This is a genomic window from Pseudomonas sp. GL-R-19, assembly GCF_019956375.1.
Classification (GTDB): Bacteria; Pseudomonadota; Gammaproteobacteria; order Pseudomonadales; family Pseudomonadaceae; genus Aquipseudomonas.
Genome location: NZ_JAHBDJ010000009.1, coordinates 17,620 through 38,514, shown reverse-complemented (window position 1 = coordinate 38,514; position 20,895 = coordinate 17,620). Strand labels below are relative to the sequence as shown.

At 60.9% G+C, this 20,895-nt stretch carries 23 protein-coding genes and 1 pseudogene; 12 read left to right on the top strand and 12 right to left on the bottom strand.

Annotated features, from left to right (window positions below):
• Window positions 1–15 precede the first annotated feature (15 nt).
• The 5 genes from lipA to KGA83_RS05375 all read right to left on the bottom strand — a co-directional run bounded on the left by lipA (window position 16) and on the right by KGA83_RS05375 (window position 5,697).
• A complete protein-coding gene (gene lipA, locus KGA83_RS05395; RefSeq protein WP_108217892.1) occupies window positions 16–1,005 on the bottom strand; it encodes a lipoyl synthase in 990 nt (329 codons plus the stop codon).
• A 142-nt stretch (window positions 1,006–1,147) separates the two neighbouring features.
• Complete coding sequence (gene glyA, locus KGA83_RS05390; protein ID WP_223528955.1) at window positions 1,148–2,404, bottom strand: serine hydroxymethyltransferase; 1,257 nt, start codon at window positions 2,402–2,404, stop codon at window positions 1,148–1,150.
• 30 nt (window positions 2,405–2,434) lie between these two features.
• The gene (gene gcvH, locus KGA83_RS05385) at window positions 2,435–2,818 is read right to left on the bottom strand and encodes a glycine cleavage system protein GcvH (RefSeq protein WP_223528952.1); all 384 of its coding nucleotides are present in this window, start codon (window positions 2,816–2,818) and stop codon (window positions 2,435–2,437) included.
• 387 nt (window positions 2,819–3,205) lie between these two features.
• A complete protein-coding gene (locus KGA83_RS05380) occupies window positions 3,206–4,714 on the bottom strand; it encodes a sigma-54-dependent transcriptional regulator (RefSeq protein WP_108217896.1) in 1,509 nt (502 codons plus the stop codon).
• Window positions 4,715–4,782: 68 nt separating this feature from the next.
• Complete coding sequence (locus KGA83_RS05375) at window positions 4,783–5,697, bottom strand: LysR family transcriptional regulator (RefSeq protein ID WP_008049321.1); 915 nt, start codon at window positions 5,695–5,697, stop codon at window positions 4,783–4,785.
• A 151-nt stretch (window positions 5,698–5,848) separates the two neighbouring features.
• Between KGA83_RS05375 and speB the strand changes: the two genes are divergently transcribed.
• The 5 genes from speB (at window position 5,849) to KGA83_RS05350 (ending at window position 12,665) form a co-directional block, all read left to right on the top strand.
• Window positions 5,849–6,850 carry an agmatinase gene (gene speB / locus KGA83_RS05370; RefSeq protein WP_223528949.1) on the top strand — a complete coding sequence of 334 codons (1,002 nt, stop codon included), beginning with the start codon at window positions 5,849–5,851 and terminating at the stop codon, window positions 6,848–6,850.
• Between the two features lie 53 nt (window positions 6,851–6,903).
• Window positions 6,904–8,415: an aldehyde dehydrogenase family protein gene (locus KGA83_RS05365; protein ID WP_223528946.1), complete on the top strand. Its 1,512-nt coding sequence runs from the start codon at window positions 6,904–6,906 to the stop codon at window positions 8,413–8,415.
• 330 nt (window positions 8,416–8,745) lie between these two features.
• A complete protein-coding gene (locus KGA83_RS05360; protein ID WP_108217899.1) occupies window positions 8,746–10,320 on the top strand; it encodes a purine-cytosine permease family protein in 1,575 nt (524 codons plus the stop codon).
• 32 nt (window positions 10,321–10,352) lie between these two features.
• Window positions 10,353–12,041 carry a choline dehydrogenase gene (gene betA, locus KGA83_RS05355; protein ID WP_223529031.1) on the top strand — a complete coding sequence of 563 codons (1,689 nt, stop codon included), beginning with the start codon at window positions 10,353–10,355 and terminating at the stop codon, window positions 12,039–12,041.
• A gap of 165 nt (window positions 12,042–12,206) precedes the next feature.
• A complete protein-coding gene (locus KGA83_RS05350) occupies window positions 12,207–12,665 on the top strand; it encodes a GNAT family N-acetyltransferase (protein WP_223528945.1) in 459 nt (152 codons plus the stop codon).
• 1 nt (window position 12,666) lies between these two features.
• Here the strand turns inward: KGA83_RS05350 and KGA83_RS05345 are convergent, their stop codons facing one another.
• The gene (locus tag KGA83_RS05345; RefSeq protein WP_108217901.1) at window positions 12,667–12,984 is read right to left on the bottom strand and encodes an NIPSNAP family protein; all 318 of its coding nucleotides are present in this window, start codon (window positions 12,982–12,984) and stop codon (window positions 12,667–12,669) included.
• A gap of 230 nt (window positions 12,985–13,214) precedes the next feature.
• Between KGA83_RS05345 and KGA83_RS05340 the strand changes: the two genes are divergently transcribed.
• Both KGA83_RS05340 and KGA83_RS05335 read left to right on the top strand, forming a co-directional pair.
• Window positions 13,215–13,877, top strand: a complete 663-nt coding sequence (locus tag KGA83_RS05340) for an ATPase (RefSeq protein ID WP_223528942.1) — start codon at window positions 13,215–13,217, stop codon at window positions 13,875–13,877.
• 67 nt (window positions 13,878–13,944) lie between these two features.
• Complete coding sequence (locus tag KGA83_RS05335) at window positions 13,945–14,283, top strand: YgdI/YgdR family lipoprotein (RefSeq protein ID WP_223528939.1); 339 nt, start codon at window positions 13,945–13,947, stop codon at window positions 14,281–14,283.
• Between the two features lie 327 nt (window positions 14,284–14,610).
• Here the strand turns inward: KGA83_RS05335 and ppk2 are convergent, their stop codons facing one another.
• Complete coding sequence (gene ppk2, locus KGA83_RS05330; protein ID WP_223528936.1) at window positions 14,611–15,528, bottom strand: polyphosphate kinase 2; 918 nt, start codon at window positions 15,526–15,528, stop codon at window positions 14,611–14,613.
• A gap of 177 nt (window positions 15,529–15,705) precedes the next feature.
• Here ppk2 and KGA83_RS05325 point away from each other — a divergent pair, with 177 nt between their 5' ends.
• From KGA83_RS05325 to KGA83_RS05305, 5 genes and pseudogenes are all read left to right on the top strand, one after another.
• A complete protein-coding gene (locus tag KGA83_RS05325; RefSeq protein ID WP_223528933.1) occupies window positions 15,706–16,635 on the top strand; it encodes a Ppx/GppA family phosphatase in 930 nt (309 codons plus the stop codon).
• Window positions 16,636–16,658: 23 nt separating this feature from the next.
• Window positions 16,659–17,102 (top strand): arsenate reductase ArsC, encoded by a 444-nt coding sequence (locus tag KGA83_RS05320; protein WP_223528930.1) that lies wholly within the window; start codon window positions 16,659–16,661, stop codon window positions 17,100–17,102.
• A gap of 62 nt (window positions 17,103–17,164) precedes the next feature.
• On the top strand, window positions 17,165–17,566 hold the full coding sequence (locus KGA83_RS05315; protein WP_223528927.1) for a DUF1801 domain-containing protein: 402 nt from the start codon (window positions 17,165–17,167) through the stop codon (window positions 17,564–17,566).
• Window positions 17,567–17,757: 191 nt separating this feature from the next.
• On the top strand, window positions 17,758–18,147 hold the full coding sequence (locus tag KGA83_RS05310) for a c-type cytochrome (RefSeq protein WP_223528925.1): 390 nt from the start codon (window positions 17,758–17,760) through the stop codon (window positions 18,145–18,147).
• Between the two features lie 2 nt (window positions 18,148–18,149).
• Window positions 18,150–18,263, top strand: a pseudogene (locus tag KGA83_RS05305) (agmatine deiminase family protein); the annotation flags it as partial.
• Between the two features lie 135 nt (window positions 18,264–18,398).
• On the opposite strand, the gene KGA83_RS05300 reads toward KGA83_RS05305, so the two are convergent.
• The 5 genes from KGA83_RS05300 to KGA83_RS05280 form a co-directional block, all read right to left on the bottom strand.
• Window positions 18,399–18,827, bottom strand: coding sequence for a nuclear transport factor 2 family protein (locus tag KGA83_RS05300; protein WP_223528923.1), 429 nt, complete (start codon window positions 18,825–18,827; stop codon window positions 18,399–18,401).
• Window positions 18,820–19,563 carry an SGNH/GDSL hydrolase family protein gene (locus tag KGA83_RS05295; RefSeq protein WP_223528921.1) on the bottom strand — a complete coding sequence of 248 codons (744 nt, stop codon included), beginning with the start codon at window positions 19,561–19,563 and terminating at the stop codon, window positions 18,820–18,822. Before KGA83_RS05295 ends, KGA83_RS05300 begins: the two co-directional genes overlap by 8 nt.
• A gap of 27 nt (window positions 19,564–19,590) precedes the next feature.
• Window positions 19,591–19,791, bottom strand: coding sequence for a helix-turn-helix transcriptional regulator (locus KGA83_RS05290; protein ID WP_007988375.1), 201 nt, complete (start codon window positions 19,789–19,791; stop codon window positions 19,591–19,593).
• Window positions 19,788–20,162 (bottom strand): hypothetical protein, encoded by a 375-nt coding sequence (locus KGA83_RS05285; protein ID WP_223528919.1) that lies wholly within the window; start codon window positions 20,160–20,162, stop codon window positions 19,788–19,790. Before KGA83_RS05285 ends, KGA83_RS05290 begins: the two co-directional genes overlap by 4 nt.
• Window positions 20,163–20,301: 139 nt before the next feature.
• Window positions 20,302–20,874: a chorismate mutase gene (locus tag KGA83_RS05280; protein ID WP_223528917.1), complete on the bottom strand. Its 573-nt coding sequence runs from the start codon at window positions 20,872–20,874 to the stop codon at window positions 20,302–20,304.
• Between the last annotated feature and the right edge of the window lie 21 nt (window positions 20,875–20,895).

Sequence of the window (20,895 nt, the reverse complement as noted above, 5' to 3'; positions counted from 1 at the left end):
TGACCAGTCATTCCATCATGGCTTGAAACCGTCCGTACCTCCATGAAGTTGTTGATCGGCGTGATAGGACGAACGCACCAGCGGCCCGGACGCCACGTTCCTGAAACCCATGCGCGTACCTTCCTCGGCGAACCAGGCAAAGGTGTCGGGATGCACGAAACGCTGCACCGGCAAGTGACTGCGCGAGGGTTGCAGGTATTGGCCGAGGGTCAGCATGTCGATGTCGTGCTCGCGCATGCGTTGCATGACCTCGATGACTTCCTCATCGGTTTCGCCCAGGCCCAGCATCAGGCCGGATTTGGTCGGCACATGGGGCACCGCTTGCTTGAACTTTTGCAGCAAGTCCAGCGACCACTCGAAGTCCGAACCCGGCCGGGCAGCCTTGTACAGGCGCGGTACGGTTTCCAGGTTGTGATTGAACACATCCGGCGGCTCGTTGGCGGTGATCGCCAGGGCCACGTCCATGCGTCCACGATAATCCGGCACCAGGGTTTCCAGTTGCACGCCGGGCGACAGCTTGCGGATTTCCCGCAGGCAATCGACGAAGTGTTGGGCGCCGCCATCACGCAAATCGTCGCGGTCCACCGAGGTGATCACCACGTACTTCAGGCGCAGTTCGGCGATGGCCACGGCCAGGTTCATTGGCTCGTTGGTGTCCAGTGGTTTGGGCCGGCCATGGCCGACATCGCAGAACGGGCAGCGACGGGTGCAGATGTCGCCCATGATCATGAAGGTCGCGGTGCCACCGGAGAAACATTCACCGAGGTTCGGGCACGAAGCTTCTTCGCAGACGCTGTGCAGCTTGTGCTTGCGCAGCAGCTGCTTGATCCGGTCGACCTCGGGAGAGATCGGCATGCGCACGCGGATCCAGTCGGGCTTGCGCGGGAATTCATCCGTGGGAATGATCTTCACCGGGATCCGCGCGACCTTTTGCGCACCGCGCAGTTTGGTGCCGACCTCCACTTTGGCCGGGCTGTTGCCGGCCGATTCGACAATGGCATTCATCGTTATTTCCTTGTGCACAGAACCTGTAGGAGCGAGCTTGCTCGCGAAGCACCCAAAGGCACCGCGTTAATCCTGAATGCGCGCGTAATCGTTGGCGACCATCGCGAGCAAGCTCGCTCCTACAGGGGGGGGTGTGGTGTGCTTAGTCGCGGTAGACCGGGAAGTCCGCGCACATGGCGGCCGCTTGCCGTGCGACATTGGCCTCAATATGGGCATCGCCCAGGTGATCGAGGATGTCGCAGATCCAGCCGGCCAACGCAATGCTCTGCGCTTCCTTGAAGCCACGGCTGGTGATCGCTGGCGTACCGATGCGCAGACCGGACGTCACGAATGGCGATTGCGGATCGTTGGGCACGGCGTTCTTGTTCACGGTGATGCCGGCACGGCCGAGGGCGGCGTCGGCGTCCTTGCCGGTCAGGCCCTGGCGGATCAGGCTGACCAGGAACAGGTGGTTATCCGTGCCACCGGACACCACGTCGTAACCGCGCTCGATAAACACCTGCGCCATGGCCTGGGCGTTACGGATCACTTGCGCCTGATAGGTCTTGAATGCCGGCTCCAGCGCTTCCTTGAAGCACACGGCCTTGGCGGCGATCACGTGCATCAGTGGGCCACCCTGACCGCCGGGGAACACCGCGGCGTTGAGCTTTTTCTCCAATTCGGGATTGGCCTTGGCCAGAATCAGACCGCCACGCGGGCCGCGCAGGGTCTTGTGCGTGGTGGTGGTGACCACATCGGCGAAGGGCAGCGGGTTCGGGTACAGACCGGTCGCCACCAGACCGGCGACGTGGGCCATGTCGACGAAGAAGTAGGCGCCGACCTTGTCGGCGATCTGGCGGAAACGCGGGAAGTCCAGAGTCTTCGAATAGGCCGAGAACCCGGCGATGATCATCTTCGGCTGGTGCTCGACCGCCAGGCGCTCGACTTCGTCGTAGTCGATCAGGCCGGTGCTGGTGTCGATGCCGTACTGCACGGCGTTGTACAGCTTGCCGGAGAAACTCACCTTGGCGCCGTGGGTCAGGTGGCCGCCATGGGCCAGGCTCATGCCCAGCACGGTGTCGCCGGCTTGCAGCAGGGCCAGATAAACCGCCGCGTTGGCCTGGCTGCCGGAGTGCGGCTGGACGTTGGCGTAATCGGCGCCGAACAGTTGCCTGGCGCGGTCGATGGCCAGTTGCTCGACCACGTCGACGTGCTCGCAACCGCCGTAGTAACGCTTGCCCGGATACCCTTCGGCGTACTTGTTGGTCAGGCCGCTGCCTTGTGCCTCCATCACCCGCTGGCTGGTGTAGTTTTCCGAGGCGATCAGTTCGATGTGGTGTTCCTGCCGCGCATCCTCGGCGTTCATCGCCGCCAGCAGTTCGTCGTCGTAGCCTTGGATCTGGTCGTGCTTGCTGAACATGGTGTGGTCCTTGTGTGGAAGGGTTGGGCTTCAAGCGTCGGCGTGTTCTGCGGTCAGGCGTTCGTAGGCGTCTTGATCCAGCAGATCGCTCAACGCCAAGGCATCGACCGGTTTGAAGCGAAAGAACCAGCCTTCGCCCAATGGGTCTTCGTTGACCAGTTCCGGGGTGCTCTCCAGTGTCGTGTTGATCTCGACCACTTCACCGTCCAGCGGCATGCCGATACTGCTGGCGGCTTTCACCGATTCCAGCACCGACACTTCAGCGCCTGCGTCGAAAGTGCCCAATTCAGGTACCTGAACAAACACCACATCCCCCAGCGCCTGCTGGGCAAACTCGGTGATGCCGACGGTGACCAGGCCGTTGCTCTCAAGGCGCAACCATTCGTGATCGACGGTGAAACGCAATTCGCTCATATCAACTCCTTATTGTTTTAAGGCTCGTGGCGGGGCGACGAGCGGGGTTGCAGGAGTGATAGCAAGGGCGGTGCCAAGGTTGATTAGTTGTTTTAAATCAATGGTTTGGCGTGATTTTTTGAAGTGCGAGAGATTTCATCCGTATTGAAATCAGTACAGACAAGCAGGGCTGTGGGCGCAGACGCTGTAAATGCAGGGTGGGAAAGGTTTTGTCTTGATTTCGCTACGCTGTATCGATTTGCAGACGAAAAATGCAGACGCAACACAGTCCACTGTAGGAGCGAGCCTGCTCGCGATAGCGGCCTGACAGTCAACATATATTTCGACCGACACGCCCTCATCGCGAGCAGGCTCGCTCCTACAGGGGAATGTGTTCCGACAGATCACTCAGGCCTTGCCGGGAATGCCGTATTTGCGTAATCGAATCGCAATGGCGCTATGGGAAGTCTGCAACCGCGCCGCCAGCAAACGGCTGGACGGATAGCTGCGATAAAGCTGTTCCAGCAAGTTCTTCTCAAAGTCGCCCACAGCCTCTTCCAGGCTGCCGACTTCGCCGTCGTTTTGCCGCTCTACCGCCGTGCGCGCAATGTCGAGGTCATCGATGTCCACCAGCGGGTTTTCGCAAATCGCCGCCGCGCGAAAGATCACGTTTTGCAGTTGCCGCACGTTGCCCGGCCAGCGGTTGCCGAGCAGGGCGCTGAAGGTGCTCGGTGCCAAACGACACGCCGGCCGCTGGATCTGCGCGCAGGCCTGTTGCATGAAGTGATTGGCCATCAGCAGGATGTCGTGACCGCGCTCGCGCAGCGGTGGCACTTGCAGGTTGAGCACGTTGAGGCGATAGAACAGGTCTTCGCGAAAACGCCCTTCGGCGACCATTTTTTCCAGGTCACGGTGGGTGGCGCTGAGCACCCGCACATTGACCCGCACTTCCTTGTCGCCACCGACCCGACGGAAGCAGCCATCGCTCAAAAAACGCAGCAATTTGGCTTGCAGGTACGGCGACATTTCCCCCACTTCATCGAGGAACACCGTGCCCTGATCGGCCAGCTCCAGCAGGCCGAGCTTGCCGCCCCGTTGCGCGCCGGTGAAGGCGCCAGGGGCGTAGCCGAACAATTCACTTTCGGCCAGGCTCTCCGGCAGCGCCGCGCAGTTCAGGGCCAGGAACGGCGCATCGTGCCGTGGGCTGATGGCATGGCAGGCGCGGGCCACCAGCTCCTTGCCGGTGCCGGTTTCACCCTGGATCAGCAGCGGCGCATCGAGGGCCGCCACCCGTTGCGCACGGGCCTTGAGCGCACGGATCGGCGGCGATTCGCCGAGCAGCGCATCAAAGCCTTCGGCATGGTCATGGTGCAGCGCCGACAGGCGTTCGCCAATGCGATTGGGTTGATACAGGGTGAGCAGGGCGCCAGCGTCGGTGATGGGCATCGCGTCGAGCAGCAGCGTCTGGCCGCCGAGGCTGACCTCGTGCATCGGCAGGCGGAAATGCTGAGCGATCAGGGTGCGCTGCAAATCGGCATCGTCGAACAGCGTGGTCAGCGATTCACCGGCCGGTTCGCGCCCGCAGAGGGCGATCAGCGCCGGGTTGGCCAGCAGCACATGGCCGCGATCATCCACCGCCAGCACCGGATCGGAACTGGCCGCCAGCAAGGCGTCCAGTTGCAGGCGCCGGCGTTGCCCCGGAAGGATGTCGACCAGGGTCACTGCTTGCACGCCGCGCACATCGAAAAGGGCTTCGCGCAATTCTTCGAGCACCTCGGCGCCGAGGGTCGGCGCATCGATGTAGACGTTCGGCGGCACCATCTCCACGGCGTCCAGATTGAAACTGCGTCCACCGAGCAGGGCCAGCACTTCCTGGGTGATGCCGACGCGGTCGATGAAGGTGACGTGGATGCGCATGACGGGCCTGCAAGGTTGGCGAACCGAATCAGTATGCCCGGCAAAATTTGAATTTGGCGAGTGTCACATTACGGCTGACCGGTTTTACGGGCGCTGGCGGCCAGGTCCTCGAGGAACGCTTGCAGGATCGGCGGCGGTGCCGTGCCGCGCCGGGTGATCACGTCGAACGGCGATTTCAGGCGCAGGCTCGCGGGTGCCAACTGGTGCATCTCGCCGCTCTTGACCCACTGGGCGGCGAAGTGCTCAGGCAGAAAACCCAGGTAGGCACCGGAAATGATCAGGATCGCGGTGGCTTCGATGTTGTCCACGGTGGCGGCCGCCTTGCTCACGCCCAGGTGTTCGAGGTCGTATTGCTGCATGTAGCCGCGTACGACGATCCGCCCCGCAGCGACTTCTTCAAGCAGTTCTTCACCTTCGGCGTGGCTGCCGTACAACGGGTGACGCCGCCCGCAATACAAGCCCAGGGCTTCCTGGTACAGCGGCGATTGCAGCAACCCCGGCACATGGATCGGGAAGTGCCCGATGGCGAGATGAAGACGACCGTCGAGCACCCGCTCTTCAAGTTCTGCCGGGGTACCGACATACACGTTCAGGTGCACGTCATGCCCGCGGGAGACGAAGCGCTGGGTGGTACGTGGAATCGGCGAGTCCGGGTCGGTGATCGTGGTGTCGATGATCCCCAGGTTGAGCTTGCCGCTGATGTGCTGCTTGAGCACGTCGGCGTCCATGCAGAAGTTTTCCACCGCCGACAGCAGGCGCTGGGTGGCTTCATGAATCGCCACCCCTTGTTCGGTCAGGCGGAAGCCACTGCGCCCGCGCTGGCAGAGTTTGACCCCCAGCCGGGTTTCCAGGTGGGTCATCTGTTCGCTGATGGTCGATTGCCCGGCATTGAGCGCCGCCTGCGCGGCCGAGAAACCGCCGCAGCGGACAATCGTGGCGAACACCCTGAGCAGTTTCAGGTCGACATCGTGCAGCTGGATCATCTTGAACCTCCGGCCTGTGGATGCATCGGGAATGCCGATATGAGTATCTGATGTTTAGCATTTTTTCCACGAAAACCTGCGCCCATAGTCTTTCCAACGGCGGTCGCCTTGCAGTCCGTCAAGCCGATAACAAGAAGTGGAGAGGCTAGAAATGTCGAACAACGGTTATGAATCCGGTCGCCTGAACCTGCCATTCGTGGGTCATTGCACCTTTGGCAAATCCCCGGTGTGCACCGATTGGGATGCCCTGGATGCCGACGTCGCGGTGCTGGGTGTGCCCAACGACATGGGCACCCAGTGGCGCTCCGGCGCACGCTTCGGACCACGCGGGATTCGCGAAGCATCGACGCTGTTTTCCTTCGGCCACGCTGGCGCCTACGACCACGAAGATGATGTGATGTACCTCACCGCATCGGACGTGCGCATGGTCGACGTCGGTGATGCCGACATCGTCCACACCGACATGGTCACCAGCAACAAGAACACCGAATACGCCGTGCGCAAGATCCTCGATGCCGGCGTGATGCCGGTGGTGCTCGGCGGCGATCACTCGGTACACGCGCCAGTGATCAAGGCCTTCGAAGGCCGCGGCCCGATCCACATCATTCACTTCGATGCGCACCTGGACTTCGTCGACGAACGCCACGGCGTGCGTTACGGCCACGGCAACCCGCTGCGCCGCGCCTCCGAAATGAACCACATTGTCGGCATGACCCAGATGGGCATTCGTAATGTGTCGTCGTCCAACCGCGACGACTACGAAGCGGCCCACGAAGCCGGCTCGAAAATCCTCTCGGTGCGCGACGTGCGTCGTCTCGGCGTCGAGGGTGTGCTGGCGCTGATCCCGCAGAACATCAACTACTACATCACCATCGACATCGACGGTTTCGACCCGTCCATCGCCCCCGGCACTGGCACCCCGAGCCACGGCGGCTTCCTCTACTACGAAGTGCTGGAAATCATCCAGGCCCTGGCCAAGCGCAGCAAAGGCAACATCGTCGGCATGGACCTGGTGGAAGTGGCACCGGTCTACGACCCGACCGGCATGACCTCGATCCTCGCGGCGCAACTGCTGCTCAACAGCATCGGTTTCATCTTCCACGAGCGTGGCAAGGTGCGGGCGGCCGCCGAGAGCGAAACCACTTCAGCCTGATCATCGAAACCAGTGACCCGGCAGGCTCTGACTGCCGGGCAGAGAGAACAAAAATGGACACGATCGTCAAAAGTTACCTGCAAAAATTCGGCGTCAGCGAAGCCACCCAGACCTTCCTCAGCAAGGTCCAGAAAATGTTCATCGGCGGCGCCTGGGTCGAAGCCAGCGACGGCCAGACTTCCGATGTGATCGAACCCTCGACCGAAGGCCTGATCACCCGCATTCCCATGGGCACTACCGATGACCTGGACCGCGCCGTGCAAGCCGCCCGCGCCCAGTTCGACGGCGGCGCCTGGCGTCAGGCCAAACCGGCGGAACGTGAGCGCATGATGCAGCGCCTGGCCGACCTGATTGAGCAGAACGCCGCCGAGCTCGCGGAAATCGAATCCATCGACATGGGCAAATCGGTTGCCTTCGCCAAGGACGTGGACATCCAGGGCACCGTCGATACCCTGCGTTACTTCGCCGGCTGGGCCACCAAGCTCCACGGCCGTACCGTCGAGCCTTCGCTACCGGGCAATTACCTGGCCTATACCCGCAAGGAAGCAGTGGGCGTAGTCGGCGCCATCGTGCCGTGGAACTTCCCGCTGCAAACCATGGCCTGGAAGCTCGGCGCAGCGCTGGCGACCGGTTGCACCGTGGTGGTCAAGCCCGCCGAGCTGACTTCGTTGTCGGCCCTGCGTTTCGCTGAACTGGTACAGGAAGCGGGCATCCCCGACGGCGTGATCAACATCGTCACCGGGCGCGGCAGCGTGGTCGGTGCGGCCATGGCCACCCACCCCGGCATCGACAAACTGACCTTCACCGGTTCGACCCCGGTCGGCCAGACTGTCGGCCGCGCCGCGCTGGATGACATGAAGCGCCTGACCCTCGAACTCGGAGGTAAATCACCGGTCATCGTCTGCGCCGACGCCGACATCCCGGCCGCCGCCCAAGCGGTCGCCAACGGCGTGTTTTTCAACTCCGGGCAGGTATGCGACGCCGGTACACGGGCCTATATTCATAGCAGTGTCTACGACGAATTCCTGCGTGAACTGATCGCCTACACGCGCACCCTGAAAATGGCTCCTGGCCTGGATCCTGATTGCTTCATCAGCCCGTTGGTCTCGGCCTTGCAAAAGCAGCGCGTGACCGAGTACATCGAAACCGGCAAGGCCGAAGGCGCCGAACTGGTCTACGGCGGCCAACCGGTCGATGGTCCTGGCTTCTTCGTCGAGCCGACCATCTTCGCCAATTGCCGTAACGACATGCGCATTGTCCAGGAAGAGATCTTCGGCCCGGTGCTGGTCACCGCACCGTTCGACGACGAGGAAGAAGCACTGGCACTGGCCAACGACTCGCCTTACGGCTTGGCGGCGGCCCTGTATTCCAACGACCTGGGCAAGGTGCACAGCCTGATTCCACGTTTGAAGGCAGGCTCGGTCTACGTCAACGCCCACGGCACCCTCGATCCGTCGATGCCGTTCGGTGGCTACAAACAGTCCGGATTCGGCAAGGACCTGGGCGCCGAGCAGCTCGAGTACCTGCTCGAAACCAAGGCGGTGTGGATCACGCTGCCAAGCTGACGCCACCCCTTTGTAGGAGCGAGCTTGCTCGCGATGGTCGTTAACGAAAACGCGTGCTTGCCGGTTAAACGCGGCGCACCCGAATTCATCGCGAGCAAGCTCGCTCCTACAGTCCTGTTCGGTTTCAGCAACAACGCCAGGTAGGCACGCGTGAGCTCAGCTCTTGTAGGAGCGAGCTCGCTCGCGAAAGACGTCAGAGCGCCGCGCTCACCCAGGCAGCCCTCGTCATCGTTAACGTTTTTTCGCGAGCAGGCTCGCTCCCACAGGGGAGTCGTTCACCCGAAAGAACGCGGTTATCTCGTCATGATCTTCCAACAATAAGAGTCCATCATGAACACTAACGCCAAGTCCGCCACGAGCGTGTCCAGCCTCGACGAAAAATCCGTCGTCGAGGGGCATTCGATTGACTTCATCCCCGAGAACGAGCGCACCGACAAACTGGCCAGTCAGGGTCCGTTCTGGTTCCTCGGCAATTTCACCTTCTTCACCATGACCATCGGCTTCGTTGGCCCAAGCGTCGGCCTGACCGCGCTGTGGACTACGCTGGCCGGCACGCTGGGCATCATGTTCGGCACATTGTTCATGGCCTTTCACGGTTCCCAGGGCCCGCACCTTGGCCTGCCGCAAATGATCCAGTCCCGCGCGCAGTTCGGCTATCGCGGGGTGATTTTGGTACTGCTCGCAACGCTGTTCGTGTTCGCCGGCTTCAACATCGTCAACCTGGTGCTGATGATGCAGGGGTTGCACACGCTATTCGGGTTCAACCCCGCGGTGATCGCGGTGGCGGTGACCATACCGGCGGCGGTGCTGGCGATTCTCGGCCATGACTGGATGCACCGCAGCTTCAAATGGGCGCTGTACCTGTCGTTGCCGCTGTATGGCTTGGTGACCGTGGCGGTGGTGATGGGCTGGGTGCCGGATGCAGTGCTGCCGGCACTCGCGGAGGGCGAAGTGGCCCGGGAGCCGCTGGGTTTCAACTGGACCGGCTTCATCGCGCAGTTTGCGGCGGCCGCCAGCTACAACATCGCCTATGCGCCTTATGTGTCGGACTACTCGCGCTACCTGCCGAAAAACACCTCCAGCGGCAAGCTGATCGCCGTGGTGTTCCTCGGGGCGTCGCTGTCCGGTGCGTGGATGATTTCCGTGGGTGGCTGGCTGGCCGATCACCTGCACTCCACTGACGTGCTGGTGGCCCTGGGGCAAGTCGGCAACACCGTGTCGCCGCTGGTGGGCACGGCGGTAGTGGTGGTCACCATCCTGGCGTTCCTGCCGGTGATCGCGATGAACATCTACAGCGCCAAGCTGACCACGCTAACCTGCGTCGATTCGATCAAGCACATTGAGCCAACACGCAAGGCACGCATCCTGGCCATCGGCTTCGTGATCCTGCTGCAACTGGGCGTGGCCCTGAGCATCCAGAGTTCCGGCAAAGGCCTGTCGGTGCTGGGGATCTACCTGGTGGTGATGCTGTACTTCCTGGTGCCCTGGACTTCGGTCAACCTCACCGACTACTTCTTCGTGCGCAAGGGCCGATACGCCATCCCGCACTTCTTCATGCCCCACGGCAACATCTACGGCAGCTGGGGGCTGCGCGGTATCGCCGCCTACGCCATCGGTTTTGTCTCGATGATCCCGTTCTTCTACATCTTCGACGGCGTTGAACAACGCGAGGTGTATGTCGGCCCGCTCGCCAAGGCGCTGGGCAGCATCGACATCGCCTGGCTGGTCGGGCTGATCGTGTCGGGCCTGGCGTACTACTGGCTTAGCCGCTCGATCGATCTGAAACGCGAAGAAGCGGTGATCCAGCAGATCGAGAAAAACTCCCCGCAATACACCACCGGCGACACGCTGACCCACAAACAGCAGCCACCGCGGGTATTCACTGAATCGACGGTCGGGAGATAACTATGACCACGCAAAGAATGACCACGCAAAAAATGTCTACGCAAAAATACGACTACATCATCATTGGCGCAGGCTCGGCGGGTTGTGTGTTGGCCAACCGTCTGAGTGAAGACCCGGCCACCTCGGTACTGGTCCTGGAATTCGGCGGCAGTGACAAGAGCGTAGTGATCCAGATGCCGAGCGCATTCTCGATCCCGATGAACACCAAGAAGTACAACTGGCGCTACGAAACCGAGCCGGAGACCCACCTCAACGGCCGACGCATTCACTGCCCACGGGGCAAGGTGCTGGGCGGTTCGTCGTCGATCAACGGCCTGGTGTACATCCGTGGTCACGCGCTGGATTTCGACGAGTGGGAATCCCTGGGTGCCGAAGGCTGGGGCTATCGCAACTGCCTGCCGTACTTCAAGCGCGCCGAAAGCTACGAGTCGGGTGGCGACAGCTATCGCGGGCAAACCGGGCCGCTGCATACCACCAACGGCAACCACATGAAAAACCCGCTGTACGGCGCCTGGGTCGAAGCCGGCGCGGAGGCGGGCTACATCAAGACCGAAGACTGCAACGGCTACATGCAGGAAGGTTTCGGTGCCATGCACATGACCGTGAAGAACGGCGTGCGCTGCTCCACGGCCAACGCCTATCTGCGCCCGGCCATGGGCCGTCCGAACCTGACGGTGGTCACCCACGCGATGACTCGCCAGATCATTCTTGAAGGCAAGCGTGCGGTGGGGGTCATGTATGACCACGGCGGCCAGACCCACCAGGTGTATTGCAACCGCGAAGTGCTCATCTCGTCCGGCCCGATCGGTTCGCCGCACCTGCTGCAACGCTCCGGCATCGGCCCGGCGGACGTCCTGCGCAAGGCCGGGATCGGCGTACGCCATGACCTGCCGGGCGTCGGGGAGAACCTGCAGGATCACGCCGAGGTGTACATCCAGTTCGGCTGCAAGGAACCGGTGACCCTCAACAGCAAGATGGACCCGTTGAGCAAGCTGATGATCGGTCTGCGCTGGCTGCTGTTCAAGGACGGCCTGGGTGCCACCAACCATTTCGAGGCCGGTGGCTTCATCCGCTCGGAGAAGGGCCTGCGCTGGCCGGACATCCAGTTCCACTTCCTGCCGGCGGCGATGCGCTACGACGGCAACAAGCCGATCAAGGGCCACGGTTTCATGGTGCTCACAGGTCCCAACAAGCCGAAAAGTCGCGGCTATGTGCGCGTGCGCTCGGCCGACCCGTACGAGCATCCGGAAATCCGCTTCAACTACCTGGAGCGGGAAGAGGACCGTGAAGGCTTCCGTCGCTGCATCCGCCTGACCCGCGAGATCATCGGCCAGAAAGCCATGGACCGCTTCCGCGACGGCGAGATCGCCCCGGGTGCGCAGGTGACCAGTGATGAAGACCTTGACGCCTTCGTGCGCGACAACCTGGAAAGCACCTACCATCCCTGCGGTTCGTGCCGCATGGGCGAGGACGACATGGCGGTGGTCGATTCCGAACTGCGTGTGCGCGGTATCGCCGGTTTGCGGGTGATCGATTCGTCGGTGTTCCCGACCGAGCCGAATGGCAACCTCAATGCGCCGACCATCATGCTCGCCGAGCGTGCCTCGGATCTGGTGCGTGGCGTGAACATGCTGCCGGCGTCGAATGTGCCGGTGGGGTTGGTTGAAGGTTGGGAAACCAATCAGCGCACCTCGCTGCCGGGACGTAACGTGCGGGTCTGATCCAGAAGCAAAGATCGCAGCCTGCGGCAGCTCCTACAGGGAAACACATTCCAATGTAGGAGCTGCCGCAGGCTGCGATCTTTTGATCTTGCCTGGAAAAATATCCCTTCCTATTCCACACCATTGCTAGTCTGTCATTCCTTGAGACCGCAATGGAGCACCCTCATGGCTATTCAGGCCCTGCGCGCCGACGCATCGCACATCGACCAGATCGCCCCTTTGTTTGACGCCTACCGGATGTTCTACAAGCAGCCGTCGAACCTCTCGCAATCGCGCGCCTTCATCGCCGAGCGACTCGCCCGGGATGAATCGGTGATTTTTCTTGCCCGGGACACCGACGGTGAAAACCTCGGCTTCGTCCAGCTGTTCCCGACTTTTTCCTCGATCGATGCCCATCGCACCTGGCTGCTCGGTGATCTGTTCACCACGCCCGCCGCCCGGGGCAAAGGCGTCGGCACACTGCTGATGAACACCGCCCGGGATTTCGCGAAGCTGGCCGGCGGCAAAGGCATGACCCTGGAAACCGCCACCGACAACTTCACTGCCCAACGCCTGTATGAATCCCAGGGCTGGGTGCGCGACACCGGCTACTACACCTACTGCCTGGATCTGAAAAAAGACTGACTCAGCGATCCTGCTCGCCAAATACCGGCCGCATGAATGAACGCTCGTAGCTGAGGATGAATTTCCTCTCTTCGGCGTACTTGAACGCCGCGATGCACTGCGGATCGCTCATCGATTGCTGCCGGTAATGTTCGTACGCCGCCAGGCTCGGAAAGGTGAACAGCGCCAGGGCGATGTTGTTGGCGCCTTCCGAAGGCAAAAAGTAGCCGTGGTGCTGGCCGCCGAATTTTTCCACCAGGGGCATCCACAGCTTGCCGTAGTGCTCGAAGGCGTCGAGCTGGTAGGGGTCGAGTACGTATTTCAGGTAGCAGGTCACCATTGTTTCGTTCCTTGATCAGGTTTGGAGTGCAGGCGCCACTGTAATCAACCGTGGGCGCCCGGCACAGGCGCTTGTTCGACATTGACCGGTAAGTTTGCGCCAGAGGCATGCACTGGCGGCCCCGCACTATCGGTTCAGTCAATAGTCACCATCAAGAATCGCAAGTTCTGTTTTTGGCGCAAAGGCGGAAAATCGCCTGCATTGAACACGCTGCTCAAGGAACCTGCGCGATGAAAATCTTGACCCGACTGGCTGTGATTGCCCTGTTGCTCGGCAGTGTTGCATCCACCGCATCGGCCTACGCCGAGGACGCACGCGCCTGCCATATGCCGCCCATCACCGGGAGCCAGGGCGGGTTGCAATACGGGCAGACGGTCGGGGTGCTCTACAGCGAAAACACCGTGGAAAACCTGCAATACCTTGAGCAATACCACTCGGTGGCCGTGAATGGCGCGAAAAACGCACTGGATGCGCGGATTCGCCAGGCGTTCGTCAACAGCTCCGATCCGGACCTGGCCATCGACTGGCTGATGACTTCGTTGCACCACACCTTTGTGTCGGTAACGGTCTACGACAACCTCGATGCCCTGGTGCAGGCCCATCCGGATGTGGTGGTGATGCTCGACACCCACAACCAGTTGCTGACCCAGCGTAACGACCGGGTCGAGGCGCGTTTCGCCGCGCGGTTCTACGACGCCAACCTGCAGTACATCGGCAAGGCCGAAGGCGCGGTGGAAAAACAACTGCCGTCGGTGTGGGTGCATGACAAGGCCGCGCCCGAGATCGCCGCGCAAATTGAACAGCAACGTGACCTGCAACTGACCGCGCTGAAACAGTTCGATGCGTCGCTGAAGGCGCTGGTAACAGCCGGATTGACCGCAGCAACCAATTAATCAGCCCTGCGTCCATTGAACGGTGGGCAACCCAATTCACTGTTGATTTCTTTTCAGGACCTGATTCATGCGCACTTTTCTTGCCCCGACCCTGGCCTTCGCTTCACTGCTGCTGGCCGGTTGTGCCACGCCGAACGATCCGACGCTGACCTTGCAGACCAGCAAGTCGCCCGAGGAGTACACCCATTGCGTGGTGCCGAAGTTGCAGCACGATGCGCTGGCGCCCACGGTGTCACAGACTCAGCGCAGCTACCGGATCGTCGTACCGAGCAAAGTGGCGGCAGACAACGTGCTGGAAACCTACAAAGCCTCGAATGGCGGCAAGGTGTTCCTGTACGAGCGCAAGCTGCTGGCGTCGGCGTTCGTGCCGTCGACGTTCGAGCGTGCGGCGCAGGAGTGTTTGTAAGCAGAATTTCAGGCAAAAAAAAGCCACCAGAATTGGCAGCAGAAAGTTAAAGCACGCATTGAATGGCTTGAGTATGACGCCCGGTTCATGACGATTCGATGACGGCTTGATGGCCATTCATCAGGATGCCGGTAATTCGCTGACTGCCGACCAATTGTGGCGAGGGAGCTTGCTCTCGCTGGGTTGCGAAGCGACCCCAAAATCAGGCAGTGCGATTTGCCAGACAAACTGCACTGAATGATTTTACGACTGCTGCGCAGCCGAACGGGACGGTGCGGCGATCCGACAAGCTCCCTCGCCACAAGTGTGGTGTGGGTCAAACTGAATTCAGTAAATCTCCGGCACGATGATTTCCTGCGGTACAGGCCCTCGCGAATAGTTTTTCTGGCGCACCCGTTGGGGCAATTCGATCACCGGCAGCTCGACTTCTTCATAAGGCATCTGGCTGAGCAGGTGATGAATGCAGTTGAGTCGGGCCTTCTTCTTGTCGTCGGCCTGCACCACCCACCAGGGCGCTTCGTCGATGTGGGTGCGCTCGAGCATGATTTCCTTGGCCTTGGTATAGGCCTCCCAGCGGCGGCGCGACTCCAGGTCCATGGGGCTGAGCTTCCACTGTTTAAGCGGGTCGTGAATGCGGCTGAGAAAGCGCAGGTTCTGTTCCTGGTCGGAAATCGAGAACCAGTACTTGATCAACTGGATGCCGGAGCGGGCGAGCATGCGCTCGAACTCCGGCACGGTGCGGAAGAATTCTTCGTACTGGTCGTCATTGCAGAACCCCATGACCTTCTCGACCCCGGCGCGGTTGTACCAGCTGCGGTCGAACAGCACGATTTCCCCGGCGGCGGGCAAGTGCGAAACGTAGCGCTGGAAATACCACTGCGTACGCTCGCGGTCGTTGGGCGCGGGCAGGGCGGCCACCCGGCAAACCCGGGGGTTGAGGCGCTGGGTAATGCGCTTGATTACACCACCCTTGCCGGCGGCATCGCGGCCTTCGAACAGGATCACCACCTTGTGCCCGGTTTTCACCACCCAGCTCTGCAATTTCACCAGTTCGCCTTGCAGGCGAAACAGTTCGGCGAAGTAACGGCGCCGGGCTTCTTTCTCGCTGCCATCCTCGATGTGTTCATCGAACAGTGCGTCCAGGTTGTGTCCGTCTTCCGATAATTCCAGTTCCAGCTCCTCGTCACTGATATCGAGCAGCTCGCGGTGGATGCGCTGGATCAAGGTGTCCTGATTGGAAAGCATGGTGAGACACTCGCGTCATGGGTGGTACGGCCGATCCTGGTCACAGTTTGTTACGAAGTGGTGATGCCAGGCGGTGTCATCTGGGTGTCATCGAAGCCATGGCAAGATCCTCGCAATCCGTCTTGAGTGCCCGACGGCCGCCAGTCCGCCGGTAGATGAATGTGCAAGGAACCCCCTATGAAAGACGCCCCGCTGTTTGCCGCCATCGACCTGGGTTCCAATGCGTTTCGCCTGATGATTGGCCAGTCGGTGAGACGGAACCAGCAGATGGTCATCCAGGAAGTGAAGACCCTGCGTGAGCCGGTGCGTCTGGCCGAAGGCCTGCAGGGCGGGGCGCTCGATGAGTTGGCGCTGGACCGTGGCTGGCAGGCGCTGGCGCGATTCGGCAAGAAGTTGCGTGGTTTCGAGGCCGGGCGCGTGCGGGCGGTGGCCACCAGCGCCGTGCGCGAAGCGGACAACGCGCCGCTGTTCCTGGCCAGTGCCGAACGCCACTTGGGCTTTCGCATCGACGTCATTTCCGGTCACGAAGAGGCGCAACTGGTTTACGCCGGCGTGGCCCACACCTTGCCGGCGCAAACCATGCGGCTGGTGGTGGATATCGGCGGTGGCTCCACGGAGATGATCATCGGCCGTGGCGACCAGCTGCTGGTCACCGAGAGCATTGCCATCGGCAGCGGCACCTTCGGTGCGCGTTACTTCCATGGCGGACGGATCGTGACCGAAGCACTGCTGGAGGCCGAACGCGCGGCCACCGTGCAATTCGAACGCATTGCCCGCCGTTACCGCGCCATGGGCTGGCAGCAGGCGATCGGTTCTTCCGGGACGGCGCGGATGCTGGCCAAGGTCCTCAAGGCCAATGGCTTGAATGATGACGGCCAAGGCGGCATCACCTACGGCGGCTTGTTGCACCTGTCGTTGCGCCTGCTGGAAGTCAAACATGTGAAACACCTCAAGCTGGCGGGTTTGCCCACCCACCGCATGAGCATTTTGCCCGGCGGCCTGGTGTTGATGCTGGCAGCGTTCAAGGTGTTCGGCATCACACATATGATTGCGTCGGAACCGGGTTTGCGGTTCGGCGTGCTGCATGGATTGATGAGCAAACACTAAAGTCCGCCAGCCGAGGTAAACCCATGACCGACCCCCGTCGCGTGCTGTTCGTCTGCGCCAGAAACGATGTCCGCTCCCCCATGGCCGAAGCCCTGTTGCGCCATATCGATCCTGCCGATTTCCAGGCCTTCAGCGCCGGACTCGAGGCCACCGAGATCGACCCGCGCACCTTCGAATCCCTCGACCACATCGGTGTCAATGCCAGCGGCTTGCGCAGCAAGTCCCTCGAAGACTTCGAAGGCCAGGCATTCGACTACGTCATCACCCTGTGCGACAAGTCCTGCGAAGAGGCCTCACGCATGCCGTTTACCGGTGAAGTGATGGTCTGGAGCTTCGAAGATCCGACCACCAGCGAAAGACACGACCCGTTCCGCCATACCCTCCAGGAAATCGGCGACCGTATCAAAATGTTCGTCACCGTGAAAACCCGCCCCGTGCCCCAAGCGCCGTCAGTCAGCGATTCCTGAAAACTTTGGAGCACCGTCTACCCTCATCGGTCACAACCATCATGATGAGGGTCGAAACGGTGATGAAAACGGAAAAGGTTGAAACAAACGAAGCCTCGGCGCTGATCGACGAACGAATCCGGGAACTGGCCGACTGGCGCGGCGAAACCCTGGCCCACGTCCGCAAGATCATCCGCCAGGCCGACCCGCAGGTGATTGAAGAGTGGAAGTGGCGCGGCGTGCCGGTGTGGTCCCATGCCGGCATCATTTGCACCGGCGAGACCTACAAGCAGGTGGTGAAGATGACCTTCGCCAAGGGCGCTTCGCTGGACGATCCGTCGAAGCTGTTCAACGCAAGCCTGGAAGGCGATACCCGGCGTGCCATCGATATCCACGAGGGCGAGCAGATCGATGAAGCGGCGCTGAAGGCATTGATTCAGGCGGCCATGGCGCTCAATACCTCGCGCAACAAGTCAAAAAAATAAGCCACTACACAGAACCTGTGGGAGCGGGCTTGCCCGCGAAGAGGCCATCACATCCAACAGAGAAGGTGATTGATACATCGCTATCGCGAGCACGCTCGCTCCCACAGGGATTGCGTCCATTTGACCACTTGGGATATCCCCGACCACCGTGTTCCAATAGCCATCCAGCAACACCCAACTGGAAACGGAACATGAAGAAAATCGCCGCCCTGACCCTCGCCCTGGCGCTCACCGCTGGCCTGCTCAGCACTTCCACCCTTGCTGCGGGCGATGTCCAGGCCGGGGAGAAAGTGTTCAAGCGCCTCTGCAGCGGCTGCCACCAGATCGGCGAATCGGCTCGCGCCTTCTTCGGCCCGCAACTCAATGGCGTGATCGGTCGCCACTCCGCCGTCACCACGGACTACGTGTATTCCGATGCGATGAAATCCGCCAATCTGGTCTGGACCCGCGAAACCCTGATCGCCTACCTCGAAGCGCCGAAGAAAGTCGTGCCCGGCACCCGCATGATTTTCTGGGGCCTCAGCGACCCGGAAAAAATCGAAGACCTGCTCGCCTACCTACAAACCTTCCCGGCGCAATGATCGACGTGCTGTCTGTACTCTACCCGTAGCGCAAAGTGGTGCAGCTCAACATCGACGCGATCTCCGCCGGCGGAGGCGGTATTCACTGCGTGACCAGTCATCAGCCGATGGTGTGAAGTTTCCAGGTTGTACACAAAATCTGTAGGAGCGAGCCTGCTCGCGATGGCGATGGGTCAGTGAACAACATATTGACTGACACTCCGCCATCGCGAGCAGGCTCGCTCCTACAGGGATTTTGGTGAATCAGGAAGTCAGGCCTTGCTGTCCTTCAGATAAGCACCAAGGCGCCGCCCCATTTCCTCGCCCAACGCCTGCAAGCCACTCAGCGGCCGCACCATCACTTCAAACTCGACAATCTTGCCCTGTTCGTTGAAGCGGATCATGTCGATGCCCTTCAGTTCTTTCCCGCCAACCCTGGCGCTGAATTCGAGAATCACGTTCAAGCCATCCGCCGTCGCCAGTTCGCGGTGGTAGGCAAAGTCCTCGAATACGTTCATGACCGTGTTGAGGATCATCGACACCACTGGCGCCCCGGGATAGGGCGTGTGTGCCATCGGCGAGCGGAACACCGCCTGCGGATCGAGCAATTCAGGCAAGCCGCTCAAGTCGCGGTTGCCGATCATCGCATGCCACTGCTTCAGGGACGCTGCGACATTGGGGTTCAGGTTCAGCTCAGACATCTTCAACTCCTGTTTTTATTGTTGTGGTGCGAAAGCGTTGGTCGATCACCCTGGCGGCATCGTCGGCCCATTGCCGGTAAAGCATCGGCCCCGGATGAAAGCCATCGCTGGCCATCAGGCCCGGTTCGGGCGCCAGCGGGGTGGTGAGCATCGTACATCGATCCAGGCGTGCGGCCAGATCCGCCAAATGTGCATTGAAACGCCGCGCCCTGTACCCCAGGAACCAGCGCAATGGTTGCGGCAGCGCGGGGAACAAATGCATCGGTGGAAGCGGCGACACGACAATCTGCCTCACCGTGAACTTGTCGCATAGCAGCGCCATTAAACGCCGTTGCCGAGCGAGCCACTGATCCAGGGTGAGTGAACTGGTGACATCGTTGACGCCAATCGACAACAGCGCCACATCGAACGGCTCGGGGGCGTGCTGTTCGAGCAGCTCCAGCAACCCTTGGGAATCCAGACCCGAGCGTGCCCAGAGTTTCCACGACACCTGATAATCATCGGCCAGGCGCTCGACCAGCCGACGGCTGAGGGCTTCACCTTGAGTCTCCGCGCCCACCCCTGCAGCGGCGCTGTCGCCGACTATCAACAACCTCAGAATGTCGCCGCTGCCGACCTCGCCCTGACGCTCGCCCTCGGCCTCCGGCAACTTGGGCGTCATGCGCCTGGTGTAGAGACCTTGCGCCAGCAACACCGGACCGAGGAAGATTTTAGCGAGGGTCTCAGTGTGGCTCATGGGCAGGCGCCTGATTGAAGAGGGAGATTACCCAGCGAACTCATCATCGAAAATGCTCTCAATAGGCAGCGCAAATGCCCGGGCAATCTGAAACGCCAAGGGCAGGCTGGGATCATAGCGGCCATTTTCGATGGCATTGATGGTCTGCCGCGAAACATTCAGCAACGCCGCCAGATCGACCTGAGACCACTTGCGTTCGGCACGCAGTTCCTTGAGACGGTTTTTCATTGATAGCGCCGCTTGGCAAGTCTGAGCCCGATCATCCACATCAGGCCCATCACTGGCCACACACAGACCCAGGACACGTGCGGAAAGCCGACATTCTCCAGAAAACCGTAGGTGAAGGTCAGCAATGCCGAAGCGGCAAAGGCAAAACCGAGAGCTTCGTACTGAATACGCAAATGCATTTCGTCCAGCGTGCGCATATTGCGCACCACCGCCCAACACATCAGCCCCGCAGGAATCACAGGCAATAGTGTGATGATGATCTTCAGCGCCATGGCCATTTCTTGCTGGTCTTTAAGCAAGATCACCGACACCAGCAACAGCACGGTGTACAGCGTAATTGCGACGCCCATTTCGATGTAGTAGCGCTTCATTGCATCCTCCTGATGTAAAAGTCCCTTTACATACTCGCCGGAGATTTCGCGAATGTAAAGGGTGTTTTACATTGATAGGGAGATCCCATGAAAAAGCCCGGCTGATTGGGCCGGGCTCTTCGTCTGGATCACTTCACTGTCATCGACTCACAACACACAACTCGCCCGTCGCACGAATCATCGCCTGGCCATGCAGGTGATCCTTGATCAGCGCGGAGCGTTCGGTGGCCAGCCATTGCGGGCAGTTCGGGTCTTTGCGGTAGGGCAGGAACGCGGCGTACTGCTGGAGCAGCAGGTTTTGCAATTTGTCGAGCTTGGGCCGGATGTCGTTAATGAGGTCCGGCCGTGGCGTGTCCGGTGCCTTGTGCGCCGCTTGCCATTGCGCGAGCCGGCCGTATTGCACGAGTTTGCTGGCTTCGATCTGGGCGGCGATCAGGTCGGCGACATCGTCGGGGTCGAGCTGGCGCTGGGTGGCTTGCTTGCGGGCGTTGGCGATGACTTGCGCTTCCCGGGTGTTGTCCTGGACCGGTTTGCCGCTGTCCCATTTGGTCAGCGCCACCAGCTCGCTGATGTTCAACCGCTCATTCATCGTCGCCAGCAAGGGTTGCAAGGCGTCGGGCGCCGGGGTCGGCTTGTCCGCTTGCACGCCGCCAGCGAACAAGCCGAGCAGGGCACAGGCCAGCCAGTACGGCAGGCGAGTGGAACGGGGCATGGCAGAACCTCCTTGGACGCT